A 24,950-nucleotide genomic window follows, 5' to 3' on the forward strand; every position below is an offset into this window, starting at 1 on the left:
CTTCTGCATGAGCGAACGCTTCGACCTGATTGTGATCGGCGCCGGATCGGCCGGACTGACCGCCGCGGGTGGCGCGGCGATGTTCGGGCTGAAGGTTGCGCTGGTCGAGGCTGGCGCGATGGGTGGCGAATGCCTCAATACGGGATGCGTTCCTTCGAAGGCGCTGCTTGCTGCGGCGGCGTGCGCGCACGGCGCGCGGGACGGTGCGCGGTTCGGGGTCGGCGCATCGCCAACGGTCACCTGGTCCGGTGTTCGGACACATATCGCTGGCGCGATCGCGGCGATCGCGCCGAATGATGCGCAGGAACGTTTCGAGGCGATGGGGATCGACGTTATCCGCACCCGCGCGCACTTCCTCGACGATCGAACGCTGGGGGTCGGCAATCGTCGACTGACCGCACCGCGGATCGTGATTGCGACGGGATCGAATCCCGCAGTCCCCGCGATCGAGGGGCTGGCGGACGTACCCTATCTGACGAACGAGACCATCTTTTCGCTCGATGTTTTGCCCGATCATCTCGTCATCCTCGGCGGAGGTGCGGTCGGCATCGAAATGGCGCAGGCGTTCCGGCGGCTCGGCGCGGCGGTGACCGTGATCGCGCCGCATCCACCGCTTGCGCGCGACGATGCCGAAGCGGCGGCGGTGGTGCTCCGCGCGTTGCGCGACGAAGGCGTGGTGTTCGAGACCGGACACCAGGCGACGCGCATCGTCGGACAGGACGGCAAGATCACGGTCACCCTCGCCGATGGACGCGCGATCACGGGCAGTCATTTGCTGGTCGCGACCGGACGGCGCGCCAATATCGCGGACCTCGATCTGGCCTCTGCCGGAGTGGAAGCAGGCGATGACGGCATCGTCGTCGATGCGCAGCGGCGCTCCGCCAACAAGCGCATCTATGCGATCGGCGATTGCCGCGCGGGACCGCGGCTCACCCATGTCGCGGGCTATGAGGGCTCGCTGGTCGCGCTCAACATCGCGCTTGGTTTGCCCGGCAAGGTCGATTGGCGGGCATTGCCCCACGTCCTGTACACCGATCCCGAACTCGCGCAGATCGGGCTGACCGAGGCCGCTGCACGCGAGAAATATGGTGAGGTCGATGTGACGCGCGATACGTTCGCCGATAATGACCGCGCGGTGACCGAAGGCGACACCCGTGGGTTTCTAAAGCTCATCCGGCATCGCCGCAGGGTCGTCGGCGTCACGATCGTCGGCGCGCATGCCGGCGACCTGCTGCTCCCCTGGACGCAAATCATTACCGGCAAGGCGACCGCCTTCGCGCTCGGCTCGGCCATCGTCGCCTATCCTTCCCTATCCGAAATCGCCAAGGCCGCGGCCTTTCGCGCCTATGCCCCGGCAGTCTTCGGGCCATGGCCGAAACGCTGGGCGGGGATCGTCGCGCGAACCCGGCGGTGGAGAGCATGACGCGGGCGCGCACGATTCCGACCGGCCCCTCGCCATTCCGCATCGCGGCACCGGCGCTGCCGCCCGCGAAATTCACCGATCCAGCGGTGACCGCGGCGGGGGAGCCACGTGCGCAGGTTCCGCTGATCGCGCTCGACACCCTGTGGTTCAACACCGGCACCTTGTGCAATCTGGCCTGCGCGACCTGCTATATCGAGAGTTCGCCGACCAACGACGCGCTGATCTATCTGACTGCCGACGAGGTGACACGCTTCCTCGACGAGATCGCCGACGATGGTTTGGCGACCCGCGAGATCGGCTTTACCGGCGGCGAGCCGTTCATGAACCCCGAGATCGTGGCGATGCTCGATCGATCGCTCGCTCGCGGCCATGCGGTGCTGATGCTGACGAACGCGATGCGGCCGATGCGGCGTCACGAGGCCGCGCTACTGGACCTGCGCGAGCGTTACGGCGATCGGCTGACACTGCGCGTCAGCCTCGATCACTATGACCAGGAGATCCACGAGGCCGAACGCGGCGCGCGCAGTTGGCGACCGGCGCTGGACGGGCTTCGCTGGCTGTCCGCCAATGGTTTCTCGATCGCGATAGCCGGTCGTCATCTCGCCGCCGAGGCAGATTACGCGGCGCGCGCCGGCTATGCCGCACTGTTCGCTGCCCAAGGGATCGCGATCGAGGCGCGGGACCCCTCGCGGCTAGTGCTGTTTCCCGAAATGGACGCCGCGGCCGACGTGCCGGAGATCACCACCGCCTGCTGGAGTATTCTCGGCAAATCGCCCGCCGACATCATGTGCGCGACCAGCCGCATGGTCGTCCACCGCCGCGGTGAGGATCGCGCACGGGTGGTCGCCTGCACCTTGATTCCTCACGATCCCGGCTTCGATCTCGGTAACACGCTCAGCCATGCGACTGGTCGTCTGGTAGCCCTCAATCACCCGCACTGCGCCCGGTTTTGCGTTCTCGGTGGCGCGAGCTGCTCGGGCTAGTGGCTCGATAGCGAAATGCCGCGTCCCGGCAACTCGCTCGCCAGTGTCCGCACAGTAAGGTCCGGCTGCACGCTCAGCGTGAACGGAAATAATTCAGCCTCGGTGAAAACGACGCTAGAATGCCAGCGCCAGGCGATCCTGGAGCCCGTGGACCGGGCTCGGCGCCTGCGCCACGCCTTGCGCCCGGTCGAGCAGGCCGACGCGGCGGTGGAGATCGGCGCTCGCCGCGATCAGCGCGCGTGCGCGCGGCGGGAGCGCGCCGACGAGATCGGCATCGAACACCGGCGCGTCGCCCAGGCGGCGCGACGGATCGAGCGCGTCGCGCGCGCGCATCTCGCCCGCATCGACCGCGCGTTGAGTCAAAAGCCAGGCGATGACGTGCATCAACCGCGTCGTGACCTTGAGCGATTCGCAGCTGAAGCCGACCCGCACCAGCGGATCGAGCGCCTCGCGCTCGGCGCGTCCCGCTTCGTCGAAATAGCTCCGCGCCTCGTCCGCCAGCAACATCGCTTCGGTGTAGAGCGAATCGATCAGCTTGCGCTGGATCCGCGAATCAGGCGGTGGCCGGTCCATGCCGCTTGGTGGCACAGCACGGCCCCCCTCGCCAGCCGTCAGCGTCGCCGATCAGACCCAAGCGTGTACCGATCCGGACCAGTTACGCGATGATGTCGGGGATCAGCTGATCCTCGACCACCGCGATCTCGTCCTTGAGGCGCAGCTTGCGTTTCTTGAGCCGCGCGAGCTGGAGCTGGTCGGGCTGACCCGCGAATGCGAGCGCGTCGATCGCGGCATCGAGATCGCGGTGTTCGGTCCGCAATTGTGCGAGCCGACCGATGAGTTGCTGTTCGTCCATCGCCACCCCCATCGCGCCTGTCGCGCGCCGAGCCCTAGCAACATGTCGATCGGACACCAACCATCGCATCGGGTCGCTCGGTTAATCGCGTCGCGTCGAATTCCTGGCGACTTTTTCGCGCCGAGATGGTTTACTCAATTCCCCTAACCGCATGCACCAGGAGGTATCCCACTATGCAGACGACGCATCAGATGGCGCTGGAAACCAAGCACGCGACGCTGGACAAGCGTATCGCGGACGAAACGCATCGTCCGCTGCCCGATGCGATCCGCCTGGCGGACCTGAAGAAACATAAATTGAAGATCAAGGAAGAGATCGCGCACCTCTGACATCCATCGTCGGCCCCGCCAGATGGCGGGGTCGCTGGTGTCGTGCGTCGATCGGCGGTCAGCGAACCGAGGGCTTCGCGTAGTCCGGCGTCGTCGTGCCGGTCCCGACGCGTTTGCGCGCGCGCTTCGGATCGACCGGTGCGTCGAACGATATCCCCGCGCGCCCTTCGGCGCACCACGCCACCCGGCCGGGAACCTCACCCACACCGCGGACATCGACGATCACCGGCGTCCCCGACGGCACGACGCGGTCGAATTCGGCCATCATCCCACCCTCTGACAGGTTTCGCACGCGAATCTCACGCGATTTGGGTTCGTTGGCGAACTGCAGCGTCGCCTTGAGATACAGGCTGTCGCGCGTTCGACCGCGCTTGATCGATCCTTCCGCACCGTCGCCGACGGTCAGATAATCGATGGTGGAACGATCCATGCGTCGACGCTCATGAAAGAGGAGTGGCGATCCCCCGCATAGCGCCGATGGGTAGATAAAGATTTAAGATCACTCTTCGCGCGACACCTTTTCGTGGCGCTCATGGCGTTCCTGCGCCTCCAGCGACATCGTCGCGATCGGCCGTGCTTCGAGTCGGCCAAGGCTGATCGGTTCGCCGGTCACCTCGCAATAGCCGTATTCGCCCTCGTCGATCCGGCGCAGCGCCGCGTCGATCTTGGCGACCAGCTTGCGCTGGCGATCGCGGGTGCGCAGTTCGATCGACCAGTCGGTTTCGCTCGAGGCGCGGTCGGTGGCATCCGCCTCGCGCTGCGAATCGACCTGGAGATGCGACAGCGTGTCCGCCGCGTCGACCAGGATCGCGTCCTTCCAGCGCATCAGCTTGTCGCGAAAATACGCCTGCTGTCGCAGGTTCATGAACGGTTCGTCGGTCGATGGCCGATAGCCATCGGTTTGTCCCACCGGCGGGCCACCGATCGACCCGCTGGTGTCGGCATCGTTGGCCGCAAGCACATCCTGACTTTGATCGGGTACGCATTTCATTACAGTTGCCATCACCACTCTCCCTCCGAACCGCCGCACCGCGTTGATCCGCCCCCAAATGGTGAGCGGGCCTATAATCGCGCGGAACCGGGACGACAAGCGACTGCTGGCGTCGACTCGATCGGTCGGGCGACATTTTATGTCGTTTGCGACATTGTAGCATCAGGTTGCGCGCGGACCCTGGCGGCACCGCAGGTTAACGTTCCGGCCCAAATCCTGTCCCGCGCTGGTACATTAACGTTACTATTGCGGTGCAGACGCGGTGCAAACCGGCGCGTAACTTCACTATCCTGGTTAACGGCGTTGCGCTTAATCCTTTGTTTGGCACTTTGTCGGATAGCGGACACGCGCCGCAACAACCCAGGACTTGGCGCTTCGAGCGTCAACAACGAAAGAGTGACGATATGTCGGTCCGGATGGCCATGGCCAAATTATGCGCTTGCGCTTGCGGTGGCGCGATCATCGGCGGCGGTGCCGTGCACGTGGCGGAACGCCCGGCGGGCGCCGCCTATGGGCACACTAAGCTCGTCAAGCACGCGCAGCGCATCCGGGTGGCGTCGAAGGGCGTGCACCGGGGTCGGCGCGTCGTGACACGGACCGTGACCGCGGCGTGTGCGCCATCGGTCGTCACCGTATCGAACACCCCGGCCCCGGTCCCGCTACGGTCTCCCGCGCTGGTCGAAACCGGCTTCGTTGGCGGGGGTGGTGCGGTGCCGGTCGTGACCGGCGGCGGCTTCGGCGGCGGCGGCGGCTTCTTCGGTGGCGGGTTCTTCGGTGGCGGCAGTTCGGGCGGATCGAGCGGGAGCATCGTGATCTCCTCGACCTCGAGCGGCGCCAATGTCGACGTCAACAACACGAACACCAACAACAATTCGAACCAGCAGAATCAAAACCAGAACCAGAATCAAAACCAGAATCAAAACCAGAACCAGAATCAGAACGAAAACCAGAACCAGAACGGCGGCGACACGGGTACGCCCGGCTTCGGCAGCACCGGCGGATCGACCAGTTCGTCGTCGACCAGCAGCGGCGCGTCCACCTCGAGCGGCGGCTTCAGCTCGAACGGCAGCAGCGGGTCGTCGAGCGGCAGCAGTTCGAGTTCGTCGTCCTCGTCGTCGTCGAGCAGCTCGTCGGGCAGCAGCAGCGGATCGTCGGGCGGCGCGCCCGCGCCGGTGCCCGCACCGCCGATGATCCTGTTGTTCGGCGCCGCGGCGGCGGCACTGGTGGCGCGCAAGCGCGCCGCGACCAAGGCGGCGACCGCCTGACGCGACACCGTCCGATGCGAATATGAAAAGGGGCTCGTACCAACCCGGTACGAGCCCCTTTTTCGTGTCGCCGAGCGCTATCGCGCGGGTCAGGCGTTCTGGATCAGCTTTTCGATCTCGTCGATCGGGTGCCCGGTCAGATCCTTGTCGAGTTCGCCGGTCAGCCGGTCGCTGACCTCCTTGTGATAATGTTTGCGCAGTTCGCCGAGCGTGCGCGGCGGCGCGACGATGATCAGCGATTCATAGTCGTTGTCGAACGCGCGGCGCTTGAGCATGTCGGCGGCATCGGCGGCGAAGCGATCCTCCTCGATCTGGTGGAAATCGGTCGGTTCGACCGAGCTCTGAACCCCGCCGCGCGGCGACGATGCCTGTCCGCTGCGGTGCGTCGTCTGGTCGCCGGTCGAGGGATTGTCCTGCTCCTTGGCATGTTCGACGACCAGATTGGGATGTTCCGCGTCGCCCGCGTTGCGCAGGAACAGCAGCTTGCGCCCATCGGCGACGAGGACGACGGACTGGTGGGGTATCTGCATGAATGGCTCTCCTGACGGTGGATATCCAAGCATCAACGCCTCGCCTGCCCTGCGGGTTGCGAACCGCCCCCGCCACCGGCATAGCCGACGCATGCACGACATCCGCGCCATCAGGGACGATCCCACCGCCTTCGACGCCGCCCTCGCCAAGCGCGGGGTGGCACCGCAGGCCGACACGCTGATCGCGCTCGACGAGACGCGGCGTGCCGCGATCGGCGCCGCGCAGGAGGCGCAGGCGAAGCGCAACGATCTGTCGAAGACGATCGGCCAGGCCAAGGCCGCGAAAGACGAGGCGCGCGCGACCGCGTTGATGGCCGAGGTGGCGGCGCTCAAGGACGCAATGCCGGGCCTCGACGCCGCCGAGGCGCAGGCACTCGCTGCGATCGATGCGCTCGCCGCAACGGTTCCGAACCTGCCCGCCGACGATGTGCCGGCCGGGGCGGACGAAGGCGACAACGTCATGGTCACGCAATGGGGCGCACCGCATAGCTTTGCGTTCGAGGCGCGCGAGCATGATGCGATCGGCCCCGCGCTGGGGCTCGATTTTGAGACCGGGGTCGCGATCGCGGGGGCGCGCTTCACGCTGGTGCGCGGCGGCGCGGCGCGGCTCCAGCGCGCGATCGGCCAGTTCATGCTCGATCGGCTGGTCAACGATCAAGGGTATGAGGAGGTCGCCCCGCCCGTGCTGGTGCGCGGCGAGGCGATGGTCGGGACCGGGCAACTCCCCAAATTCGCCGAGGATTCGTTCCGGACCACCGACGATCGCTGGCTGATCCCGACGGGCGAGGTGCCGCTGACCAATATCGTCCGCGAGAAGATACTGAGCGACGCAGAACTGCCGTTGCGCTTCGCCGCGCTTACGCAATGTTTCCGGTCGGAAGCGGGATCGGCGGGGCGCGACACGCGCGGCTATATCCGCCAGCACCAGTTCGAGAAGGTCGAGATGGTGTCGATTGTAACCCCGGACGCCTCCGAGGACGAGCATGAGCGGATGACCCGCTGCGCCGAGGGTGCGCTCGAAGCGCTTGAACTGCCCTATCGCCGGATGCTGCTCTGCGCGGGCGACATGGGGTTCACCGCGGCGAAAACCTATGACCTCGAAGTCTGGTTGCCCGGCCAGGCGCGATATCGCGAGATATCGAGCTGTTCGACCTGCACCGATTTCCAGGCGCGACGGATGAACGCGCGCTATCGGCCCGCCAAAGAATCGAGGGGGGCAGAGAAGGCGACGCGGTTCGTCCACACGCTCAATGGCTCCGGCCTTGCGGTAGGCCGCACGCTGGTCGCGGTGATCGAGAATTACCAGCAGGCGGATGGATCGGTCGTCGTGCCAGCGGTGCTGCGTCCCTATATGGGGGGCGTCGAGACGATCGCGCCGCAGGGATGAAACGCACGGGCGCATGGCCAGCGCTGGCAGCCGCCGCCCCGCTCGCGCTGGCGCTGTCGGCGTGCATCCCAAGCGTCGGCGGGCACCAGGACTATCCGCCGCCGCCCCGCTCCGATGCGGGCCAGCGCCCCGCGCCCGAGGCGTACGAGCGCCCTGGTCTCCAAGGGCCGGTCCAGGCGCTGCCCGCCCCGCGACCCGCCTGGGAAGCCCGCCCGGTCGCGCCCGATGCGGCCTCCGTCACCGCTTCGTCCTATGAGGCCGTCCCCGGCGACACGCTCCGCGGCATCGCCGAACGCACCAGCGCGGGGGTCGACGCGATTGCGCGGGTCAACAGGCTGGCACCGCCCTATGTGATCCGGGTCGGCCAGCGGCTGACGATCCCGGGCGGGCGCTATCATCTGGTCAAACCCGGCCAGAGCGGCATTGCGATCGCGCGTGCCTATGGCGTCGAATGGTCGCGGATCGTCGCCGCCAACGACCTTGCCGAACCCTATGTCCTGCGCGCGGGGCAGCGGATCCTGATCCCCGGCAGCGACACCGCCCCGCCCTCGCTCGCCGAGCGCGCATCGGCGTTCAATCTCGACATCGACGACATCCTGACCGGCGGCGAGCCCGCGCCTGCGCCCAATCAGGCCCCGGTCAAGGCGGTTGCGACCGCCAAGCGGGTACTGCCGCCGACCGCGGTGGTGGAAGCCCCCGCACGGATCAGCAGCGGCGGGTTCGCGTGGCCGGTCGACGGCCGGATCGTCAAACGCTTCGGCCCCGGCAAGAGCGGCGAACGCAACGACGGCATCCAGATCGCGGTGCCGGTATCGACCCCGATCCACGCAACCGCGGACGGCGTCGTCGCCTATGTCGGCGACGGCATCGCGGCGCTGGGCGGGCTGGTGATCGTCAAGCACGGATCGGGCTGGACCAGCGTCTATGGCCACGCGTCCAAACTGCTCGTCCAGCGCGGGCAGAAGGTGAAACGTGGCCAGACCATCGCGCTGTCGGGCGACACCGGCTTCGCGGACCAGCCCGAAGTGCATTTCGAGCTGCGCAAGGGGCGCACCCCGGTCGACCCGACGACGGAATTGCCGGGGACGTAATTCTCCACTCCCGCTTGCGGGAGGGGTCGGAGGAGGGCATGTCCGCCCCCGAGTTCCACACGCCCTCCCCCAGCCCCTCCCCCAAGCGGGAGGGGAGAGGAAGAAGACATGACCTACGCATCCGACCTGCTCACCACGCTCGACACCCGCGGATACATCCATCAGCTGACTGACGCGACGGCGCTCGATGCGCTGGCGGCCAAGAGTGTCGTTCCCGGTTATATCGGTTTCGATCCGACCGCACCGTCATTGCATGTCGGCAGCCTCGTCCAGATCATGCTGCTGCGGCGGCTCCAGCAGACCGGGCACAAGCCGATCGTCCTGATGGGCGGCGGCACCGGCAAGATCGGCGATCCGTCGTTCAAGGAGGAATCGCGCCAGTTGCTGACGGAGGACCGGCTCGAAACCAACGTCGCGTCGATCCGGCGGATCTTCGAACGCTTCCTGACCTTCGGTGACGGGCCGACCGACGCGGTCATGCTCGACAATGCCGACTGGCTCGATACCCTCGAATATATCCCGTTCCTGCGCGAGGTGGGGCAGCATTTCAGCGTCAACCGGATGTTAAGCTTCGACAGCGTCAAGCTGCGGCTCGATCGCGAACAATCGCTGTCGTTCCTCGAGTTCAACTACATGATCCTCCAGGCGTACGACTTCCGCGAACTGTCGCAGCGCGCCGGTTGCCGGCTGCAGATGGGCGGCAGCGACCAGTGGGGGAATATCGTCAACGGCATCGAGCTTGCACGGCGGATGGACGGGACCGAGGTGTTCGGAGTCACCACCCCGCTGATCACGACCGCCGACGGTGGCAAGATGGGCAAGACGATGGCGGGGGCAGTGTGGCTCCACGAGGATCAGTTGCCGCATTTCGATTACTGGCAATTCTGGCGCAACACCGACGACCGCGACGTGGGCCGCTTCCTGCGGTTGTTCACCGACCTGCCGCTCAACGAGATCGCGTGGCTGGAGGCGCTGCAGGGCGCCGAGATCAACGCCGCCAAGATCATTCTCGCGACCGAGGCGACCGCGCTGTGCCGCGGGCGCGATGCCGCGGATCAGGCCGCCGACACCGCGCGCAAGACCTTTGCCGAGGGCGCGGGCGGCGACGCACTGCCGAGCGTGACGGTAACCGGTGGCAGCATGGCGATCGTCGACGCGCTGGTCGCGCTCGGCTTTGCGGTGTCGAAGGGCGAGGCGCGGCGGCTGATCGCGGGGGGCGGCGCGCGGGTCGATGGCGAAAAGGTCACCGACGCGGCGCTCGATATCCGGGTCACTGCCGCACCCGTGCGCGTATCGGCGGGCAAGAAACATCACGGGCTGCTGGTCGCTCGATAACGGTAAGCTTCTGTGAACACTCGCGCTGCTAGACCGATTGCAACGGTGGGCCGCAGGCGGGTCGTAACTGGAGTGACGCGTGGCCAGCGAACCGATCATCACCGCGAAGGACGACCGGGGCGAACCGCGCGACGAGGTATTCCATCGTAGTCGCGCGATCCTGCCCGACCGGCGTTCGGTTCCGATCGTCGTCGTCAACCTATCGCCGCACGGATTGATGATCCGCAGCGACGCGCCGATATCGGCGGGCGAATGGATCAAGGTCGCACTGCCGGTCGTCGGTGATGTCGATGCCGCGATTCGCTGGGCGCTGGGCGGGCGGATCGGGTGCCAGCTCGATCGCCCGATCGCCGCGGCGCAATATTATGCGGTGCTAGCGGCGATGCGCGCTTAACCCGAGCGGAGCAGCGCGACCCCCGCATCGCGATCGAACAGGTACAGCGCGATCCGCGCGGCCTGGCCCCGCGCGCCCTCCAGCCCGCCGTCGCGGTCGATCAGCAACCGCGCGTCGTCCTGCGCGCATTGCAGCAGGTCGGCGAGCATGTCTGGCGTCGCGATCCGGAACGCCGCCTCGCCAGACTGGCGTGTGCCGAGCAATTCGCCCGCGCCGCGCAGCCGCAGATCCTCCTCCGCGATCCGAAAACCGTCGTTGGTTTCGCGCATCAACGCGAGCCGCGCGCGCGAGGTTTCGCTGAGCGCGTTGCCGCGGATGAGCAGGCAGTTCGACTGGCCCCCGCCGCGCCCGACCCGCCCGCGCAGCTGATGCAATTGCGCGAGACCGAAGCGATCGGCATGTTCGATGACGATCAGCGTCGCGTTGGGAACATCGACCCCGACCTCGATGACGGTGGTCGCGACGAGCACCCCGGTACGCGCGCCCGCGAACGCCGCCATCACCGCATCCTTTTCGGTCGGCTTCATCCGCCCGTGGATCAGCCCGACGCGATCCCCGAACCGCGCACTCAGCGTTGCGGCGCGTTCCTCGGCAGCGGCTAGATCGGATTTCTCGCTCTCCTCGACCAGCGGGCATACCCAATAGGCCTGGCCGCCGTCCGCCAGATGCCGCCCGAGCGCGTTGACGACATCGTCGAGGCGCTCTTCGGCGATTACCCGCGTCTCGATCGGCTGGCGCCCCGGCGGCATTTCGTCGAGGCGACTGACATCCATCTCGCCATATTGCGCGAGCGTCAGCGTGCGCGGGATCGGCGTCGCGGTCATCGCGAGAAGATGCGGGCTGCGGCCCTTCTCCTGTAGCAGCATCCGCTGCGCGACCCCGAAGCGATGCTGTTCGTCGACCACGACCAGCGCCAAATCCTTGTAGCGCACCGCTTCCTGGAAGATCGCGTGGGTGCCGACGAGAATGTCGATCTCGCCCGACGCGAGCCCCATCAAAGTCGCTTCTCTCGCGCGGCCCTTGTCACGACCGGTGAGCACCGCGACCGTGACCGGCAGCCCGCCCAGCGTCTTGCGGAGCGTCTCGTAATGCTGGCGCGCGAGGATTTCGGTGGGGGCGAGCATCGCCCCCTGCGCGCCCGCCTCGACCGCGATCAGCAGCGCCATCGTCGCGACCAATGTCTTGCCCGATCCGACGTCGCCCTGGAGCAGCCGGAGCATCGGCGCGGTATGCGCCAGATCGCCCTCGATCTCGCGCACCGTCCGCGATTGCGCGCCCGTTGGCGTGTAGGGCAGGTCGAGCATCGCGCGCAGCGCCCCGTCGCCCGCAAGCGCCCTGCCCCGCCGCTTGCGCGTGTCGGCGCGGACCAAGGTCATCGCGAGCTGGTTGGCGAACACCTCGTCATAGGCGAGCCGCTCGCGCGCCTTGGCGTCGGCGGGGTCGGCGTGGACGCGCACCAGCGCCTCGCGCCAGCCGGGCCATTCGCGCTGCGCCTTGAGGCCAGGTTCGATCCATTCGGGCAACTCGGGCGCACGTTCGATCGCCTGGTCGACGAATCCGCCCAGCCGCCGCGAGGTGATCCCTTCGGACAGCGGATAGATCGATTCGCGCGCGCGGAATTCCTCGCCGGGCTCGCCGAGTTCGGGGTGGATGATCTGGAGTTCCTGGCCATATTGTTCGAGCTTGCCCGACACGCGCTTGGGCTCGCCCAACGGCAGCAGCTTCTTCACCCACCCCGACGACCCGCCGAAATAGGTGAGGCTGACATAGTTGCCGAGCGTGTCGATCGCGTTGACCCGCGTCGGCCCGCGTCCGCTACTGGTGCGATAATCGCGCGGAGTCAGCGTGATCGCGATCGTCCGCCCCGCATCGCTCGCCATCAGCTCGTCGCGCGGCACGCGGTCGATCCACCCGGTCGGCAAATGGAAGGCGACATCGACGACCCGCTCAAGCCCGAGCCGGTCGAGCGGCTTGGCGAGGGCAGGGCCGACGCCCTTCAGTGCGGTGACCTCGGCAAACAGTGGATTGAGGATATCGGGCCGCATGACTATCTACCCCCTCTATCCATTCGTTCTGAGCCTGTCGAAGCCCGTGCGACCGGTCACGTTCTTCGACAAGCTCAGAACGAACGGTTTGTTGCTGGCAAGCCTGTTCCTGGGCCTGTCGGCTCTTTGCGTTGGGAAACCCGTTGAACCACGACATTCGCCTGAAACGCCTGCGCTTCCGCAGCTGGCACCGCGGCACCAAGGAGGCCGACCTGATGATTGGCGGTTTCTTCGATCGCCACGGCGCGTCGTGGAGTCTCGATCAGCTCGATTGGTTCGAGGCGCTGCTCGAGGAGCAGGATGTCGACATCATGGGCTGGGCGATCGGATCGATCCCGTGTCCCCCGCGATGGGACGGCGCGATGATGCAGGCGATGCGGTCGTTGGATTTCGTGCCGGTCAGCCATTGATTTGCCCCTCCCTTTCAAGGGAGGGATTGGGGTGGGGCGCGGCTTGACGTCACGGCATCCCAATTGTTTTACCCGTCCGCATCACCCGGACGCTACCCACCCCCAGCCCCTCCCTTGAAAGGGAGGGGAGCGAGTTGCGAATGCCCGATCTCAAGATGATCCTTTCCACCACCCACCCGCTGACGTTGTCGGGTGTACCGACCGGATTCCAGCCGTCGCTGCTCGCTGATCTCGCGCGCGGGGTGGCGCAGGGCAACGGCGGCGGGCGTACCGTGTTCATCGCGCCCGATGAGAATGCGATGCGCGCGGTCGCGGGGACCGCACCGTTCTTCGCCCCCGATCTGGAAGTCGTCAGCTTCCCCGCGTGGGATTGCCTGCCCTATGACCGCGCGTCGCCGACGTTGCGCGTCATGGCGGAGCGCGTCGCGGCGCTCCACAAGCTCCAGCAAAAGCCCGCCGGGCCGCAGCTGTTCCTGACCACCGCCAACGCCGCGACCCAGCGCGTGCTGACCCCGTTCCGGATCCGCCAGCTGGTCGCAACGCTGAAGCCCGGCGAGCGGATCGATCGCGACAAGCTGGCGGTGCTGCTCCAGGCCAACGGCTATGTCCGCACCGACACCGTTCACGATCAGGGAGAATATGCGGTGCGCGGCGGGATCGTCGATCTGTTCCCGAGCGGCGAGGAACAGGCGCTGCGGCTCGATTTTTTCGGCGACGAGATCGAGGTGGTCCGCACCTTCGATCCGCAGGACCAGCGCACCACCGGGCGGCTCGACGGCTTCACGCTGCTGCCCGCGTCGGAGGCGTTGCTCGACGAGGAGTCGATCAAGCGTTTCCGCGCGCGCTATCGCGAAACATTCGGCGCGACCGCGACCGGCGATCCGCTCTACCAGGCGATCAGCGAGGGCCGACGGCTGGCGGGGATGGAACATTGGCTGCCGCTGTTCGAGGACAGACTCGCGACGCTGTTCGACCATCTGCGCGATGACGACATCGTGCTCCGCGATGCGAACACCCCCGCGGCGGCGCAGGGGCGGCTCGATTCGATCGCGGATTATTACGAAAACCGGAAACGCGCCGAGGGCGCCAAGCCGGGCAGCTTCCGTCCCCTCCCCGCCAAATCGCTCTATCTCGACGCCGATGAATGGGCCGAGGAGCAGGCGCAGGCGACGACCCACGCGCTGTCGCCGTTCCACGAACCCGACACCACGCAGGTGATCGATTTCGGGGTCGACGGTGCGCGCGATTTCGGGCCGGAGCGCGCCGGGGGGGGCAATCTGTACGAGGCGGTGGTCGCGCATCTCGACGCGCTCCGCAAGGATGGCCGCAAACCCGTGCTCGCGAGCTATTCGGTCGGCGCGCGCGAGCGGCTTGGCAATTTGCTCAAGGATCACGGGCTGCGCGGCGCCAAGGCCGCCGAGACATGGCACGAGGCGCTGGGCATCGCGGATACGAGCAAGAGCGCGGGCGTCGCGCTCGTTGTCCTGCCGCTCGATCATGGCTTCACCGCGCCGGGCATCGCGCTGCTCACCGAACAGGACATGCTCGGTGACCGGCTGATCCGGCGTAACAAGCGCAAGAAATCGGCCGACGCGTTCCTCGCCGAACTGGCGATGCTGACCCCCGGCGACCTCGTCGTCCATATGGACCACGGGATCGGCAAATATATCGGGCTGACCTCGATCCCGGTCGGCAACAGCCCGCATGATTGCGTCGCGCTCGAATATGCGGGTGGCGACAAGCTGTTCGTCCCGGTCGAAAATCTCGAAGTGCTATCGCGCTACGGCTCGAGCGACGAGGGCGCGACGCTCGATCGGCTGGGCGGCGAGGCGTGGCAGCGCCGCAAGTCGAAGATGAAGGAGCGGATTCGCGAGATCGCGGGCGAGCTGATCGCAACCGCGGCGGAACGAGCGCTCCACCCGGGCGACGTCCTCGAACCCGACCACAGCGGCTATCCCAGTTTCGTCGATCGCTTCCCGTACGAGGAAACCGACGACCAGGATCGCGCGATCGACGACGTGATCGGTGATCTCGCCGCGGGCAAACCGATGGACCGGCTGATCGTCGGCGATGTCGGCTTCGGCAAGACCGAGGTCGCGCTGCGCGCCGCGTTCATCGCGGCGATGGCGGGCAAGCAGGTCGCGATCGTCTGCCCGACGACGCTGCTCGCGCGTCAGCATTTCAACAATTTCGTCGGCCGGTTCGAAGGCTTTCCGATGCGGATCGGGCGGCTCAGCCGGCTGGTCCCCGCCGCCGAGGCGAAAGCGACCAAGGACGGGCTCGCCGAGGGCACGATCGACATCGTCGTCGGCACCCACGCGCTGCTCGCCAAGTCGATCGATTTCAAGCGGCTGGGGCTCGTCGTCGTCGACGAAGAACAGCGGTTCGGGGTGACCCATAAGGAACGGCTCAAGGCGTTGCGTGCGGACGTCCACATGCTGACGCTGACCGCGACCCCGATCCCGCGGACGCTGCAGATGGCGATGAGCGGCATCCGCGAATTGTCGGTGATCCAGACCCCCCCGGTCGATCGCCTTGCGGTGCGGACCTATATCATGCCGTGGGACCCGATCGTGCTGCGCGAGGCGTTGCTGCGCGAACATTATCGCGGCGGGCAGAGCTTCATCGTCACCCCGCGGGTCGCCGACCTGCCCGATATCGAGGAGTATCTCCGCAACGAAGTGCCCGAGATTCGCTACGTCGTCGCGCACGGCCAGATGAGCGCGACGCAGGTCGAGGAGCGGATGAGCGCGTTCTACGACAAGAAGTTCGAGGTGCTCGTGTCGACCACGATCATCGAGAGCGGGATCGACATCGCGTCGGCCAACACGATGATCATCCACCGCGCGGACCGGTTCGGGCTGGCGCAACTCTATCAGCTGCGCGGGCGGGTCGGGCGATCGAAGACGCGCGCCTATGCCTATCTGGTCACGCCCCCCGAACGCCAGCTAACCGACACCGCCGAAAAGCGGCTCAAAGTCCTCTCCGATCTCGATTCGCTCGGCGCGGGCTTCCAGCTCGCGAGCCACGATCTCGACATCCGCGGCGCCGGCAACATGCTCGGCGACGAACAATCGGGGCATATCCGCGAGGTGGGATTCGAACTCTACCAGTCGATGCTCGAAGAGGCGATCATGGACGCCAAGGCGGGCGGCCACGCGCTGCGCCCGCGCGATTTCTCGCCGCAGATCACGGTCGATGCGCCGATCCTGATCCCCGAAGAATATGTCCCCGATCTCGATCTGCGGATGGGGCTGTATCGCCGCCTCAACGAGGTCGACGAAGCGCACGATATCGAGGCGTTCGCCGCGGAGATGATCGACCGGTTCGGCCCGCTGCCCGATCCGACCGAGAACCTGATCAAGGTCATCGAGATCAAGTTGAACGCCAAGAAGGCGTGCATCGCCAAGATCGACGTCGGCGCGCGGGGCGTGCTGGTGTCGTTCCACGACGACAAGCCCGCCAACATCGACGGCCTGCTCGCCTATGTCGAGCGGCTCAACGGGGTGGCCAAGCTGCGCCCCGATTCGAAGCTGGTGCTGCAACGCGCCTGGCCCGATGCGAAGGCACGACTGCACGGTGCGCTGCAACTGTCGAAGGGGCTGGCGAAGGCGATGGGTTGATACCCCTCTCCCGATGGGAGAGGAATTTAGCTGCTGTGGTCGGAGATGATCTTCCACCCGTCCTTGCGACGTTCGAAAAGCAAGGTCGTCATCCCCTGATCCACCGTACCGCCATCCGAGGGCGTGAGGATCCACCGCGCGAACAATAGTTGGTGGACATCACTGATTGTGCGGTGCGCCAGCATCTGGAAGGTCAGGTTGCCGCGCGTGTTGCCGCCCTTGGCAAAGCTGGGGCGGTAATGATCCGCGATGTCGGTTTTGCCGCGCAGCAATCCCTTGGGCGTCACGAACACCGCATCGTCCGCATAGATCGCGACGAACCGGTCGAGGTCGCCCGCATTCCATCCCGCCGCGCTGTCGGTCATCGCCGCGGTTACCGCTTGCTGCGGCGTGGCGGCGGGGGCGGCGATCAGCGCGGCGGCAAGGAACATGCTGCGCAGCATCATTGCTTCTCCATCAGCGCGGCGAGCGCGGTTTCGCCGAGTGCGCCGGCCAGCAGGAATCCCTGATAGTAATCGCAGCCGTCGGCGGCGAGCAACCGCAACTGGGCCTCGGTCTCGACCCCCTCCGCGATCACCGCCACCCCGAGCGCGCGCGCGATGTCGATTACCCCGCGCACCACCACCCGGTCGCGCGCCGACCCGTCGATGTCGGTGGTTAGCGACTTGTCGATCTTGAGGTAATCGAGCGGGAGTGATTTGAGATAAGCGAGGCTGGAATAACCCGTCCCGAAATCGTCGATCGCGACCCGGCAACCCGCGCCACGCAGGTCCGCGAGCAGCGTGGCGACGGCGGGGAGGTCGCGGATCAGCCCGGTCTCGGTGATCTCGATCGTGAGCCGCCCGCGCGGAAAGCCGCTGGCGTCGATCCGGGCCAGGAACAGCTTGGCGAACCCCGGGCGGGTGACGTCAGCGGCGGTGAGGTTGAGCGCGACGCGCAACGCCCCCAGCGCCTTCCCCCACGCCGCGGCGCGGCTGAGAACCAGCTGCTGGATATGATCCGACAGCGCGACGCCGAGGTCGGCGCGATCCGCGGCGGCGAACAGCGTTTCGGCGCCGATCGCACCAAGCCGCCCGTGATCCCAGCGCGCGAGCGCCTCGACCCCGGTGATCCGCCCGGTCGCGATTTCGACCTGCGGCTGGAACACGATGTCGATTTCGCCGCGTTCGATCGCGTGATGAAGATCGACCGCGAGTTCGTCGAGCGGGGCGACGTCCTCCGCCGCAGCGATGCGCATCGTCGTCCCGTCGCTTGCCTTGGCCGCGGTCAGCGCCTCGCGTGCCTTGCGCAGCAAACCAGTGGTGTCGTCTCCGGGAATCGTCACGGCGAGCCCGATCCGATGGCCGACCAGCGCGCGGATACCGCTCACCACGAACGGTTCGGTGAGCGCCGCGGTCAGGCAACCGGCGACCTCGTGGGCCGCCGCGAGATCGCCGGGGACGCCGAGCGCGAATTCGACCCCGCCAAGGGCGGCCAGTGTCGCGCCGGTGTCGGCGGCAATCCGCGCGATCACGGTGCCGACCGCCTCGATCAGCGCATCGCCGGTCGGACGACCATAGGCGGCGTTGACGATGTCGACCCGCGACAGCGCGACGAGGATGACCGCCGCGGGTGCCTCGGCCTCGATCCGCGTCGCGATCAGTGTGCGCACCGGCGCCATGGTAGGATCGTCGGCCCGTCCGGCCAGCGTCGTGCGTCGATCGGTCATGACCCAGCCGTAGCGAGGGAGCGCGCCAAGTCCAATGGGCGCGTACGCGCCGGGGCCAATGCGTGGTTTGGGGTTGTTGTCGCCTCCGCCACACCCTAGCTCGTCGGCATGGCCAGCGCTTCCCCGACCCCCGCCCCCGGCATGATCGACGCCCACGGGCGGCACATCGAATATCTGCGCATCTCGGTGACCGACCGTTGCGACCTGCGCTGCCGCTATTGCATGGCGGAAAAGATGACGTTTCTTCCGCGCCGCGCATTGCTGGCGCTCGAAGAGATCGCGATCATCGCCGAACGCTTCATCGCGCGCGGTGTCACCAAGATCCGGCTGTCGGGCGGCGAACCGCTCGTCCGCAGCGATGTCGGCGACCTCGTCCGCAGGTTGGGTGCGCATGTCGGGCATGGCCTCCACGAACTGACGATGACGACCAACGCGACGCGGCTTGCCGAGCATGCGACGATGCTCGCCGACGCGGGTATCCGCCGGATCAACGTCAGCCTCGACAGCCGCGACCCCGACCGCTTCCGCTACATCACCCGCCACGGCGACGTCGATCACGTGCTTGGCGGGATCGCCGCGGCACAAGCGGCTGGCCTGCGCGTGAAAATCAACATGGTCGCGCTCGCGGGGTTGAACGAGGACGAGATCGCGCCGATGCTGGCATGGTGCGTCGATCAGGGTCTGGACCTGTCGCTGATCGAGACGATGCCGCTGGGCGCGATCGACGAGGACCGGACCGATCGCTTCGTGCCGCTGACGCGGGTGTTCGACGCGCTGTCGGGCACGTTCGACCTCACCCGCGACACGTATCGCAGCGGCGGCCCCGCGCGCTATTGGCGGGTCGCGGACAGCGGCACTAAGCTCGGGCTGATCTCGCCGCTCACCGCCAATTTCTGCGACGGGTGCAACCGCGTGCGACTGACGACAGAGGGCAGGCTGTACGCGTGCCTCGGGCATGACGATCAGGTCGATTTGAAGACCGCGCTGCGCGAAGGCGGTACCGCCGCGCTCGATGCCGCGATCGACGAGGCGCTGCGGATCAAGCCCAAACGCCATGATTTCCGAATCGAACCGGGCGCCGCGCCCGCGGTAGCGCGTCACATGAGCGTCACCGGGGGATGAACCGGTACGAACGGCGCGCGCTGCTCGCCTCGCCGACCGCCCCCGCACAGGCCGCCGCGCGCGAGCTGGCGGATTCCGCCGACTGGGTCGACCCGCAGGACGCCGACGTGATCATCGCGCTCGGCGGCGATGGCTATATGCTCCAGGTGCTCCACCGGATGCTCGATCGCCGCAAGCCAGCGGTTCCCGTGTTCGGGATGAATCTGGGCACGGTCGGATTCCTGATGAACGAATGGCGCGACCACGGGCTCGACGATCGGCTGGCGCGCGCCAAGCCGTTTCAGGTCGTTCCCCTGATCGCGACCGTCACCGCGGCGGACGGGCGGGTCCATCACCTGTCCGCGATCAACGAGGTGTCGCTGCTGCGGGAGACCCGGCAGACCGCGAAGCTGGAGATCACCGTCAACGAACGCGTCGTGATGCCCGAACTGGCGTGCGACGGCGTCCTCGTCGCGACACCGGCGGGATCGACCGCGTACAATTTGTCCGCGCAGGGGCCGATCCTGCCGCTGGGATCGAACCTGCTGGCCCTTACCCCGATCAGCCCGTTCCGCCCGCGCCGCTGGCGTGGCGCGATCCTGACCGACAAGGCGCGGATCACGATGCGGGTGCTCGATCCCGCCAAACGCCCGGTCTCTGCGGTCGCCGACCAGCACGAAGTCCGCGAGATCCGGGAGCTGTCGATCGGGATGGACCGGTCGCGTGAACTGACGCTCCTGTTCGACCCCGAACACGCGCTCGACGATCGCATCACGATGGAGCAGTTCATCGGCTGAACCCGCGGCGGTGCGGGGTTGCATCGGCTAACCGGCGCGGTATAGAGCCCGCTCCCGCGACGGAATATTCCCTGATAGCTCAGCGGTAGAGCTCTCGACTGTTAATCGAGCGGCCGTAGGTTCGAATCCTACTCAGGGAGCCAGTCGCGGCATTTCACGCCGATCAGGTCTGCTCAAAAACCTTGCTTCGGCAAGGCGATAGGGCAAGAAACACGATCATGGCGGATCATCTTCGATCATCAAAGCGTGGCAGATTTGGTGCCATCGGTGGTGCCATCGGCGAGAGGTTCGGACGTTGCTGACCGACATGGTCTGTCGCAAAGCGAAACCGTTGGACGTCGCCTACCAGCTTCCCGACGAGCGCGGCCTCTTTCTTTTTGTGACGACAACTGGGTATCGGTCCTGGCGATTTCAGTATCGCTATGGCGGCCGACAGAAGCGGCTGACCTTCGGTGGATATCCGGAGGTCTCGTTGTTGGAAGCGCGCGATCGACGCGATCAGGCGCGCATGCTCATCCGCGACGGAATCGATCCGAACGTGACACGAAAACAGAAAGCAGCGGCGCGCGCACAAGCGTGCGACAACAGCTTTCGCACGGTGATGCTGCTGTGGCATGTCGATCGTGCCAAGACGCTGAAGCCGCGCTATGCCAAACAGATCCTTCAGCGGTTCCAGGCGGACATCTTTCCGGTGTTCGGCTCGATCCCGATCCGCGATGTCACGCCGTCGCTTGTCCTGGCGGCGATCATGCCGATCGCCAACCGCGGGTCGATCGATATCGCGCACCGACTAAGGCAGCATATCTCCGACATCTTCGTGTTCGCGATCGCCAGAGGATGGGGAGAAGCCGACCCGGCGCAAACGGTTCGCAAGGCGTTGCCGGCGGTGCCGCGCGGGCTGCGGCCAGCAGTGACGAAGCTGGGAGACGCGCAGCAGGTTCTCCGCAGGAGCGAGACGCTCAACGCCTATGCGGTGACGAAGCTGGCCGGTCGGCTGTTGGCGCTGACCGCGGCTCGACCGGGCATGGTCCGGATGGCGGCGCCGGAGGAATTCGAAGGGCTAGGTGGGGATGCCCCAATCTGGCGGGTACCTGCGGCGAAGATGAAACTCAGCGCCGATCGCCGACAGGATCCGGCCTTCGAATTCGTGCTGCCGCTCTCGACGCAGGCGGTCGAGGTAGTAAACACTGCGATCGAGATGGGGGGGCGTCATGCGCCGCTGGTCTTTCCGTCGGCCCATCACGTCCACAAGCCGATGGGCGACAACACCCTCAGCAAGCTATACCGCGAGGCCGGTTTTCAGGACGAGCACTGCCCGCATGGCTGGCGCGCGACCTTCTCTACAATCATGAACGAACGCGCGGCGTTGTACGATCGAGCGCACGACCGCGCCGTGATCGAACTGATGCTCGCCCACATCCAGAACGGTGTCGAGCCATCCTACAATCGCTCGCTTTACATGGGCAGGCGCCGCGAACTCGCGCAGGAGTGGGCAGATCTCCTGATGGCGGGGCTGCCCGCCGCCCCTGCCCTGCTGGAGGAGCAGCGCGGCACGTCGGAACGCCAAAAGCGGCGATTGCGGCATGAGCGCGCAGTCAGCTCAATCGTTGATCGCCGGCATGTTTCGCAGCCGGCCGACGCGCACGCTGCAACCGGTCCATCGGCATAGCCGTCACGCTGGCGATCGTGAACTTGACCTCTGGCGGCGCTACAACACGTTCTCGAAGTCAGAGCACAACGCACGGATGCGGGCGGTCGAGCAATACGATCGCGAGACGAAGAAGCCGGGGAAGCGTAACGGCGCGCTAGGCTATATCGCACTCGAAATCATGCGCTTCATGCTTCGTTTGCGCGGCAAGCGGGGCGGCCGTCTTGATCCCTCGCTGAAATGGCTAGCCGATCAGCTGCATCGATCGCGGAGCGCAATCGCCGCGGCGCTGGCGCGCCTCAAACAGCATGGCTTTCTCGACTGGGTCCGACGGACCAGGCTGGTCGACGATCCGGCCCGCCCCGAACAATATGTCGAGCAGATCTCGAACGCCTATTTCTTCGGTCTTCCGAAGGGGGCGGCCGACTTAGTGCGTCGGATGCTGCGGCGGCCGAGCGAGGAGCAACAGCGACGGTCGGATGAGGCGGCAAGGGCCACCCGCGCGGCAACGACAAGTCCTACCGCGATCATCGCCGGTGTCACCGACCCTGCACTTCGAGCGACGCTGGCCGGTCTCGACCATGTCCTTAGGAGTGCAAATCCGTTGAACGGATTGAATCGGCCCTGTGGAGATAAAGAATAGAAGGAATGCCCTCGCTGAAGCGAGGACATGCGCTGATTTGTCATTCCCCCCAGCCGGACGACCCCAACCTGATCACCCGATCGCCAAGACTCGGCGGTCGGACGAGGCGGCTTGCGCCGCCACGGGCTCGGCGAGGGGGAAAGAGCAAGGACCGTGCCGAGAAATCACCGGCGTGGCCCCCGCTGAAACGAGAAGTGCACCAAAGCGCACCGGCTAACGAGGCTGTCGATCACGGCGTGCCGCGGCATCGGCCTCCTCGTGGGCGGATGGGTCGATAACCGCACCAAAATTGCCACGAAAAGTGCGCGGGCGAGGCGGGGGGAAAAGCGCGCCTTCCGGGGTCGGAGCGCGGAGGGGGCTGGCGGCCTCGCGACCAGCCTGCCATCCTCCGATCGATGTCGAGGGTGCGCCGCTGCCTCCAGCTGCTCGAGGTCGCGGCGCTAGTCGCGATCACGCTGACGTCGGTCGTGACCAGCGCCCTCATCGCCCGGCGCCTGGCACGCGCGCTCTTCGGTCAGTGATCGGCGAACGGCATATCAGGAAAGGGATGCGGCTCGTCCACGCCCCACACACCGATGCGTGGCGAGAGCGGCGGGCCGGCCGCGCTGGGCTGCAAGATCAAGGCTTCGCTTTCGGGCCGCCCCATGATCCGCATCAGCATATCGTCGACGACGCGCTCGATCACGTCGACGGTGATCAGCCCGAGCTCGCGCCGCTCATACGGCTTGCGCACCTGCAGTCCGATGATCAGCCGCATCCGCAGCGTTTCGCGGCTGACCCTCTTCACGCCGCCACCGTCGCGTCGCATACCCAGAGATCACGGATCCCGAGCGCACGGTCATCCACCCCGAAATAGTCGGCCAGACGGCGATGCTCCTGGATCGACAGCGCGGTCGGCGTGCCGCGGCGCACGAAATCACCCAGATACCAAGACGGTCGCCCTAGCATCCGCGACAGCGGCGCAAGCGCCTCTCCCCTTCCCCTTGCCAGCGCGGCAAGCGCGACGCGAGGATCAGGCTGCGCCCGCACCATCGCCATGCCCATCGCCATATCACCTCCGTCGCTTGCCGAATCGCCGACGACCGATCTAAGGGCGTTCCACCTTTGTTCCAATAGGCAGCATGATGAATGAACTCAGCCTCGCGGTCGTCGGCCTCGATTTTCCCAACGCCGATCGCAGCAATCGCCGCTTCGAGATGGCACTGTGCGTGCCAGGCGAACCCGTCCACCTGGTCCGCGAACCCCGCAACAAAGCGGATCCGCGCGCGGTCGCGGTCGTCAGCTGTCGCGCGATCCAGCTCGGCTATCTCACCGCCGAGCGCTGCGGATGGATCGGCGCCCGGATCGGCTCGGGTGAGGCGTTCGAAGCATTGTTCCAGGATCACGGTCGCCACGCCGCGGTGATCCGCGTCCGGTTCGGGGGCGGCACGGTGACGCTCCCTGCCCCGCGCCCGACCGTCGAGGATGAACCGTTCGATTGGGGTGCTTGACCACCTCGGAAGTAAACGGCGGCACCTACTAGGGCGCCGCCATTAAACCGGGTGATCTTCGTGACGGTCAGCAGCTCGACACGATCAGCTCCCCCGCCCGTTGCCCATTGTCCCGCCCCAGCGTGTACGTCGTCTCGATCGGCGCGATCGCGAACCGCCCGAACGTCGCCCGCACACTCGGGTTGTCGTTGACCGACATCAGGAACCGTCCCTTGATCCCTGCCAGCACATCGGCCAGCGCCTCGAAATCCGCGCGCCCGAACACGTCCTGGCCGTAATCGGTCTCGCACCCCCAATAGGGCGGGTCGAGATAGAACAGCATCCCCGGCCGATCATACCGACGAATGAAATCGGCATAGGCGAGCTGCTCGATCACCACCCCGGCCAGTCGCTCATGGATGTCGGCGAGCATCGGCTCGAGCTTGGTGATGTTGAACCGCGCACCCTGCGTCCGGTCGACGCCGAAATGCCGCTGCTCGACCTTCCCGCCGAATGCCAGCCGCTGCAGATACAGGAAACGCGCCGCCCGCTGCAGGTCGGTCAGCCGCTCGGGCGGGATCGCGCGCAGCCGCTCGAACTCCGCCCGGCTCGCAACCCGAAACCGCAGCATGTCGACGAAATAGGCATAATGCTCCTGGAGCACGCGAAAAAACGTCGCGACGTCGCCCGACACGTCGTTGATATATTCCAGCCGCGGCGCGCGCCGTCGCCGCAGGAAGATGCCGCCCATCCCCACGAACGGCTCGGCATAGGCGTCGTGGTCGATTGCCTGGATCATCGCGACGATCCGGGAGGCCAGGTTGCGCTTGCCCCCGATATACCCGGCCGCAGGCGCGACCGGACGGATTTTGGTGGTGGTCATGTTGGAAAAACTCGCCTCGTAGAAATCCCGCCCGAGCGACTC

General features: G+C 66.5%; 26 protein-coding genes and 1 tRNA gene. 16 read left to right on the forward strand and 11 right to left on the reverse strand.

Going from position 1 to position 24,950, the window contains the following annotated elements:
- Positions 1–7 precede the first annotated feature (7 nt).
- Complete coding sequence (locus EAH84_RS03170) at positions 8–1,423, forward strand: dihydrolipoyl dehydrogenase family protein (RefSeq protein WP_140867585.1); 1,416 nt, start codon at positions 8–10, stop codon at positions 1,421–1,423.
- A complete protein-coding gene (locus tag EAH84_RS03175) occupies positions 1,420–2,406 on the forward strand; it encodes a radical SAM protein (RefSeq protein ID WP_241656433.1) in 987 nt (328 codons plus the stop codon). The genes EAH84_RS03170 and EAH84_RS03175 overlap by 4 nt, the downstream gene beginning before the upstream one ends.
- Before the next feature lie 114 nt (positions 2,407–2,520).
- Here the strand turns inward: EAH84_RS03175 and EAH84_RS03180 are convergent, their stop codons facing one another.
- Together EAH84_RS03180 and EAH84_RS03185 are read right to left on the reverse strand one after the other, a co-directional pair.
- Positions 2,521–2,979: a DUF1465 family protein gene (locus tag EAH84_RS03180; RefSeq protein ID WP_140867591.1), complete on the reverse strand. Its 459-nt coding sequence runs from the start codon at positions 2,977–2,979 to the stop codon at positions 2,521–2,523.
- 82 nt (positions 2,980–3,061) lie between these two features.
- Entirely contained in the window at positions 3,062–3,259 is a 198-nt protein-coding gene (locus EAH84_RS03185; RefSeq protein WP_140867594.1) for a YdcH family protein, read from the reverse strand.
- 173 nt (positions 3,260–3,432) lie between these two features.
- Between EAH84_RS03185 and EAH84_RS03190 the strand changes: the two genes are divergently transcribed.
- Positions 3,433–3,588 carry a YdcH family protein gene (locus EAH84_RS03190; RefSeq protein WP_140867597.1) on the forward strand — a complete coding sequence of 52 codons (156 nt, stop codon included), beginning with the start codon at positions 3,433–3,435 and terminating at the stop codon, positions 3,586–3,588.
- Positions 3,589–3,646: 58 nt separating this feature from the next.
- Here EAH84_RS03190 and EAH84_RS03195 read toward each other — a convergent pair whose 3' ends face one another.
- The gene (locus EAH84_RS03195) at positions 3,647–4,018 is read right to left on the reverse strand and encodes a PilZ domain-containing protein (protein WP_140867600.1); all 372 of its coding nucleotides are present in this window, start codon (positions 4,016–4,018) and stop codon (positions 3,647–3,649) included.
- Between the two features lie 69 nt (positions 4,019–4,087).
- Complete coding sequence (dksA, locus tag EAH84_RS03200; RefSeq protein ID WP_241656465.1) at positions 4,088–4,453, reverse strand: RNA polymerase-binding protein DksA; 366 nt, start codon at positions 4,451–4,453, stop codon at positions 4,088–4,090.
- Positions 4,454–4,983: 530 nt separating this feature from the next.
- Here dksA and EAH84_RS03205 point away from each other — a divergent pair.
- Positions 4,984–5,844, forward strand: a complete 861-nt coding sequence (locus tag EAH84_RS03205) for a hypothetical protein (RefSeq protein WP_241656434.1) — start codon at positions 4,984–4,986, stop codon at positions 5,842–5,844.
- Positions 5,845–5,933: 89 nt separating this feature from the next.
- Here the strand turns inward: EAH84_RS03205 and EAH84_RS03210 are convergent, their stop codons facing one another.
- Positions 5,934–6,374, reverse strand: a complete 441-nt coding sequence (locus EAH84_RS03210; protein ID WP_140867603.1) for a host attachment family protein — start codon at positions 6,372–6,374, stop codon at positions 5,934–5,936.
- A 91-nt stretch (positions 6,375–6,465) separates the two neighbouring features.
- Here EAH84_RS03210 and serS point away from each other — a divergent pair, with 91 nt between their 5' ends.
- From serS to EAH84_RS03230, 4 genes are all read left to right on the forward strand, one after another.
- The gene (serS, locus tag EAH84_RS03215) at positions 6,466–7,761 is read left to right on the forward strand and encodes a serine--tRNA ligase (RefSeq protein ID WP_140867606.1); all 1,296 of its coding nucleotides are present in this window, start codon (positions 6,466–6,468) and stop codon (positions 7,759–7,761) included.
- Complete coding sequence (locus tag EAH84_RS03220; RefSeq protein ID WP_140867608.1) at positions 7,758–8,852, forward strand: M23 family metallopeptidase; 1,095 nt, start codon at positions 7,758–7,760, stop codon at positions 8,850–8,852. The genes serS and EAH84_RS03220 overlap by 4 nt, the downstream gene beginning before the upstream one ends.
- 108 nt (positions 8,853–8,960) lie before the next feature.
- Positions 8,961–10,187, forward strand: a complete 1,227-nt coding sequence (gene tyrS / locus EAH84_RS03225; protein WP_140867610.1) for a tyrosine--tRNA ligase — start codon at positions 8,961–8,963, stop codon at positions 10,185–10,187.
- A 79-nt stretch (positions 10,188–10,266) separates the two neighbouring features.
- Positions 10,267–10,581 (forward strand): PilZ domain-containing protein, encoded by a 315-nt coding sequence (locus tag EAH84_RS03230; protein WP_241656435.1) that lies wholly within the window; start codon positions 10,267–10,269, stop codon positions 10,579–10,581.
- On the opposite strand, the gene recG is transcribed toward EAH84_RS03230, so the two are convergent.
- Positions 10,578–12,626, reverse strand: a complete 2,049-nt coding sequence (gene recG, locus EAH84_RS03235) for an ATP-dependent DNA helicase RecG (protein WP_140867613.1) — start codon at positions 12,624–12,626, stop codon at positions 10,578–10,580. The genes EAH84_RS03230 and recG overlap by 4 nt on opposite strands.
- Positions 12,627–12,769: 143 nt before the next feature.
- Between recG and EAH84_RS03240 the strand changes: the two genes are divergently transcribed.
- On the forward strand, positions 12,770–13,036 hold the full coding sequence (locus EAH84_RS03240) for a succinate dehydrogenase assembly factor 2 (RefSeq protein ID WP_140867616.1): 267 nt from the start codon (positions 12,770–12,772) through the stop codon (positions 13,034–13,036).
- Positions 13,037–13,176: 140 nt separating this feature from the next.
- Positions 13,177–16,659: a transcription-repair coupling factor gene (mfd, locus tag EAH84_RS03245; RefSeq protein ID WP_140867619.1), complete on the forward strand. Its 3,483-nt coding sequence runs from the start codon at positions 13,177–13,179 to the stop codon at positions 16,657–16,659.
- A 26-nt stretch (positions 16,660–16,685) separates the two neighbouring features.
- On the opposite strand, the gene EAH84_RS03250 is transcribed toward mfd, so the two are convergent.
- Both EAH84_RS03250 and EAH84_RS03255 read right to left on the reverse strand, forming a co-directional pair.
- Entirely contained in the window at positions 16,686–17,105 is a 420-nt protein-coding gene (locus tag EAH84_RS03250) for a YybH family protein (RefSeq protein WP_241656436.1), read from the reverse strand.
- Positions 17,102–18,367 (reverse strand): putative bifunctional diguanylate cyclase/phosphodiesterase, encoded by a 1,266-nt coding sequence (locus EAH84_RS03255; protein WP_140867622.1) that lies wholly within the window; start codon positions 18,365–18,367, stop codon positions 17,102–17,104. The genes EAH84_RS03250 and EAH84_RS03255 overlap by 4 nt, the downstream gene beginning before the upstream one ends.
- Positions 18,368–18,475: 108 nt before the next feature.
- Here EAH84_RS03255 and moaA point away from each other — a divergent pair, with 108 nt between their 5' ends.
- The 5 genes from moaA (at position 18,476) to EAH84_RS03280 (ending at position 22,556) form a co-directional block, all read left to right on the forward strand.
- Complete coding sequence (gene moaA, locus EAH84_RS03260) at positions 18,476–19,489, forward strand: GTP 3',8-cyclase MoaA (RefSeq protein WP_140867624.1); 1,014 nt, start codon at positions 18,476–18,478, stop codon at positions 19,487–19,489.
- Entirely contained in the window at positions 19,486–20,265 is a 780-nt protein-coding gene (locus tag EAH84_RS03265; RefSeq protein ID WP_140867627.1) for an NAD kinase, read from the forward strand. The genes moaA and EAH84_RS03265 overlap by 4 nt, the downstream gene beginning before the upstream one ends.
- A 68-nt stretch (positions 20,266–20,333) precedes the next feature.
- Positions 20,334–20,408, forward strand: a tRNA-Asn gene (locus EAH84_RS03270).
- Between the two features lie 164 nt (positions 20,409–20,572).
- Positions 20,573–21,934, forward strand: a complete 1,362-nt coding sequence (locus EAH84_RS03275) for a tyrosine-type recombinase/integrase (protein ID WP_140867630.1) — start codon at positions 20,573–20,575, stop codon at positions 21,932–21,934.
- Positions 21,849–22,556 (forward strand): hypothetical protein, encoded by a 708-nt coding sequence (locus tag EAH84_RS03280; RefSeq protein WP_140867633.1) that lies wholly within the window; start codon positions 21,849–21,851, stop codon positions 22,554–22,556. The genes EAH84_RS03275 and EAH84_RS03280 overlap by 86 nt, the downstream gene beginning before the upstream one ends.
- A gap of 514 nt (positions 22,557–23,070) precedes the next feature.
- On the opposite strand, the gene EAH84_RS03285 is transcribed toward EAH84_RS03280, so the two are convergent.
- Together EAH84_RS03285 and EAH84_RS03290 are read right to left on the reverse strand one after the other, a co-directional pair.
- Positions 23,071–23,343, reverse strand: coding sequence for a hypothetical protein (locus tag EAH84_RS03285; RefSeq protein WP_140867636.1), 273 nt, complete (start codon positions 23,341–23,343; stop codon positions 23,071–23,073).
- Complete coding sequence (locus EAH84_RS03290) at positions 23,340–23,606, reverse strand: hypothetical protein (RefSeq protein WP_140867640.1); 267 nt, start codon at positions 23,604–23,606, stop codon at positions 23,340–23,342. Before EAH84_RS03290 ends, EAH84_RS03285 begins: the two co-directional genes overlap by 4 nt.
- Positions 23,607–23,680: 74 nt before the next feature.
- Here EAH84_RS03290 and EAH84_RS03295 point away from each other — a divergent pair, with 74 nt between their 5' ends.
- Positions 23,681–24,046, forward strand: a complete 366-nt coding sequence (locus EAH84_RS03295) for an HIRAN domain-containing protein (protein ID WP_140867643.1) — start codon at positions 23,681–23,683, stop codon at positions 24,044–24,046.
- 67 nt (positions 24,047–24,113) lie between these two features.
- On the opposite strand, the gene EAH84_RS03300 is transcribed toward EAH84_RS03295, so the two are convergent.
- On the reverse strand, positions 24,114–24,908 hold the full coding sequence (locus EAH84_RS03300) for a DNA adenine methylase (protein WP_140867646.1): 795 nt from the start codon (positions 24,906–24,908) through the stop codon (positions 24,114–24,116).
- Between the last annotated feature and the right edge of the window lie 42 nt (positions 24,909–24,950).

The sequence above is a fragment of the Sphingomonas oligophenolica genome (assembly GCF_006438955.1).
Lineage (GTDB): Bacteria > Pseudomonadota > Alphaproteobacteria > Sphingomonadales > Sphingomonadaceae > Sphingomonas > Sphingomonas oligophenolica_A.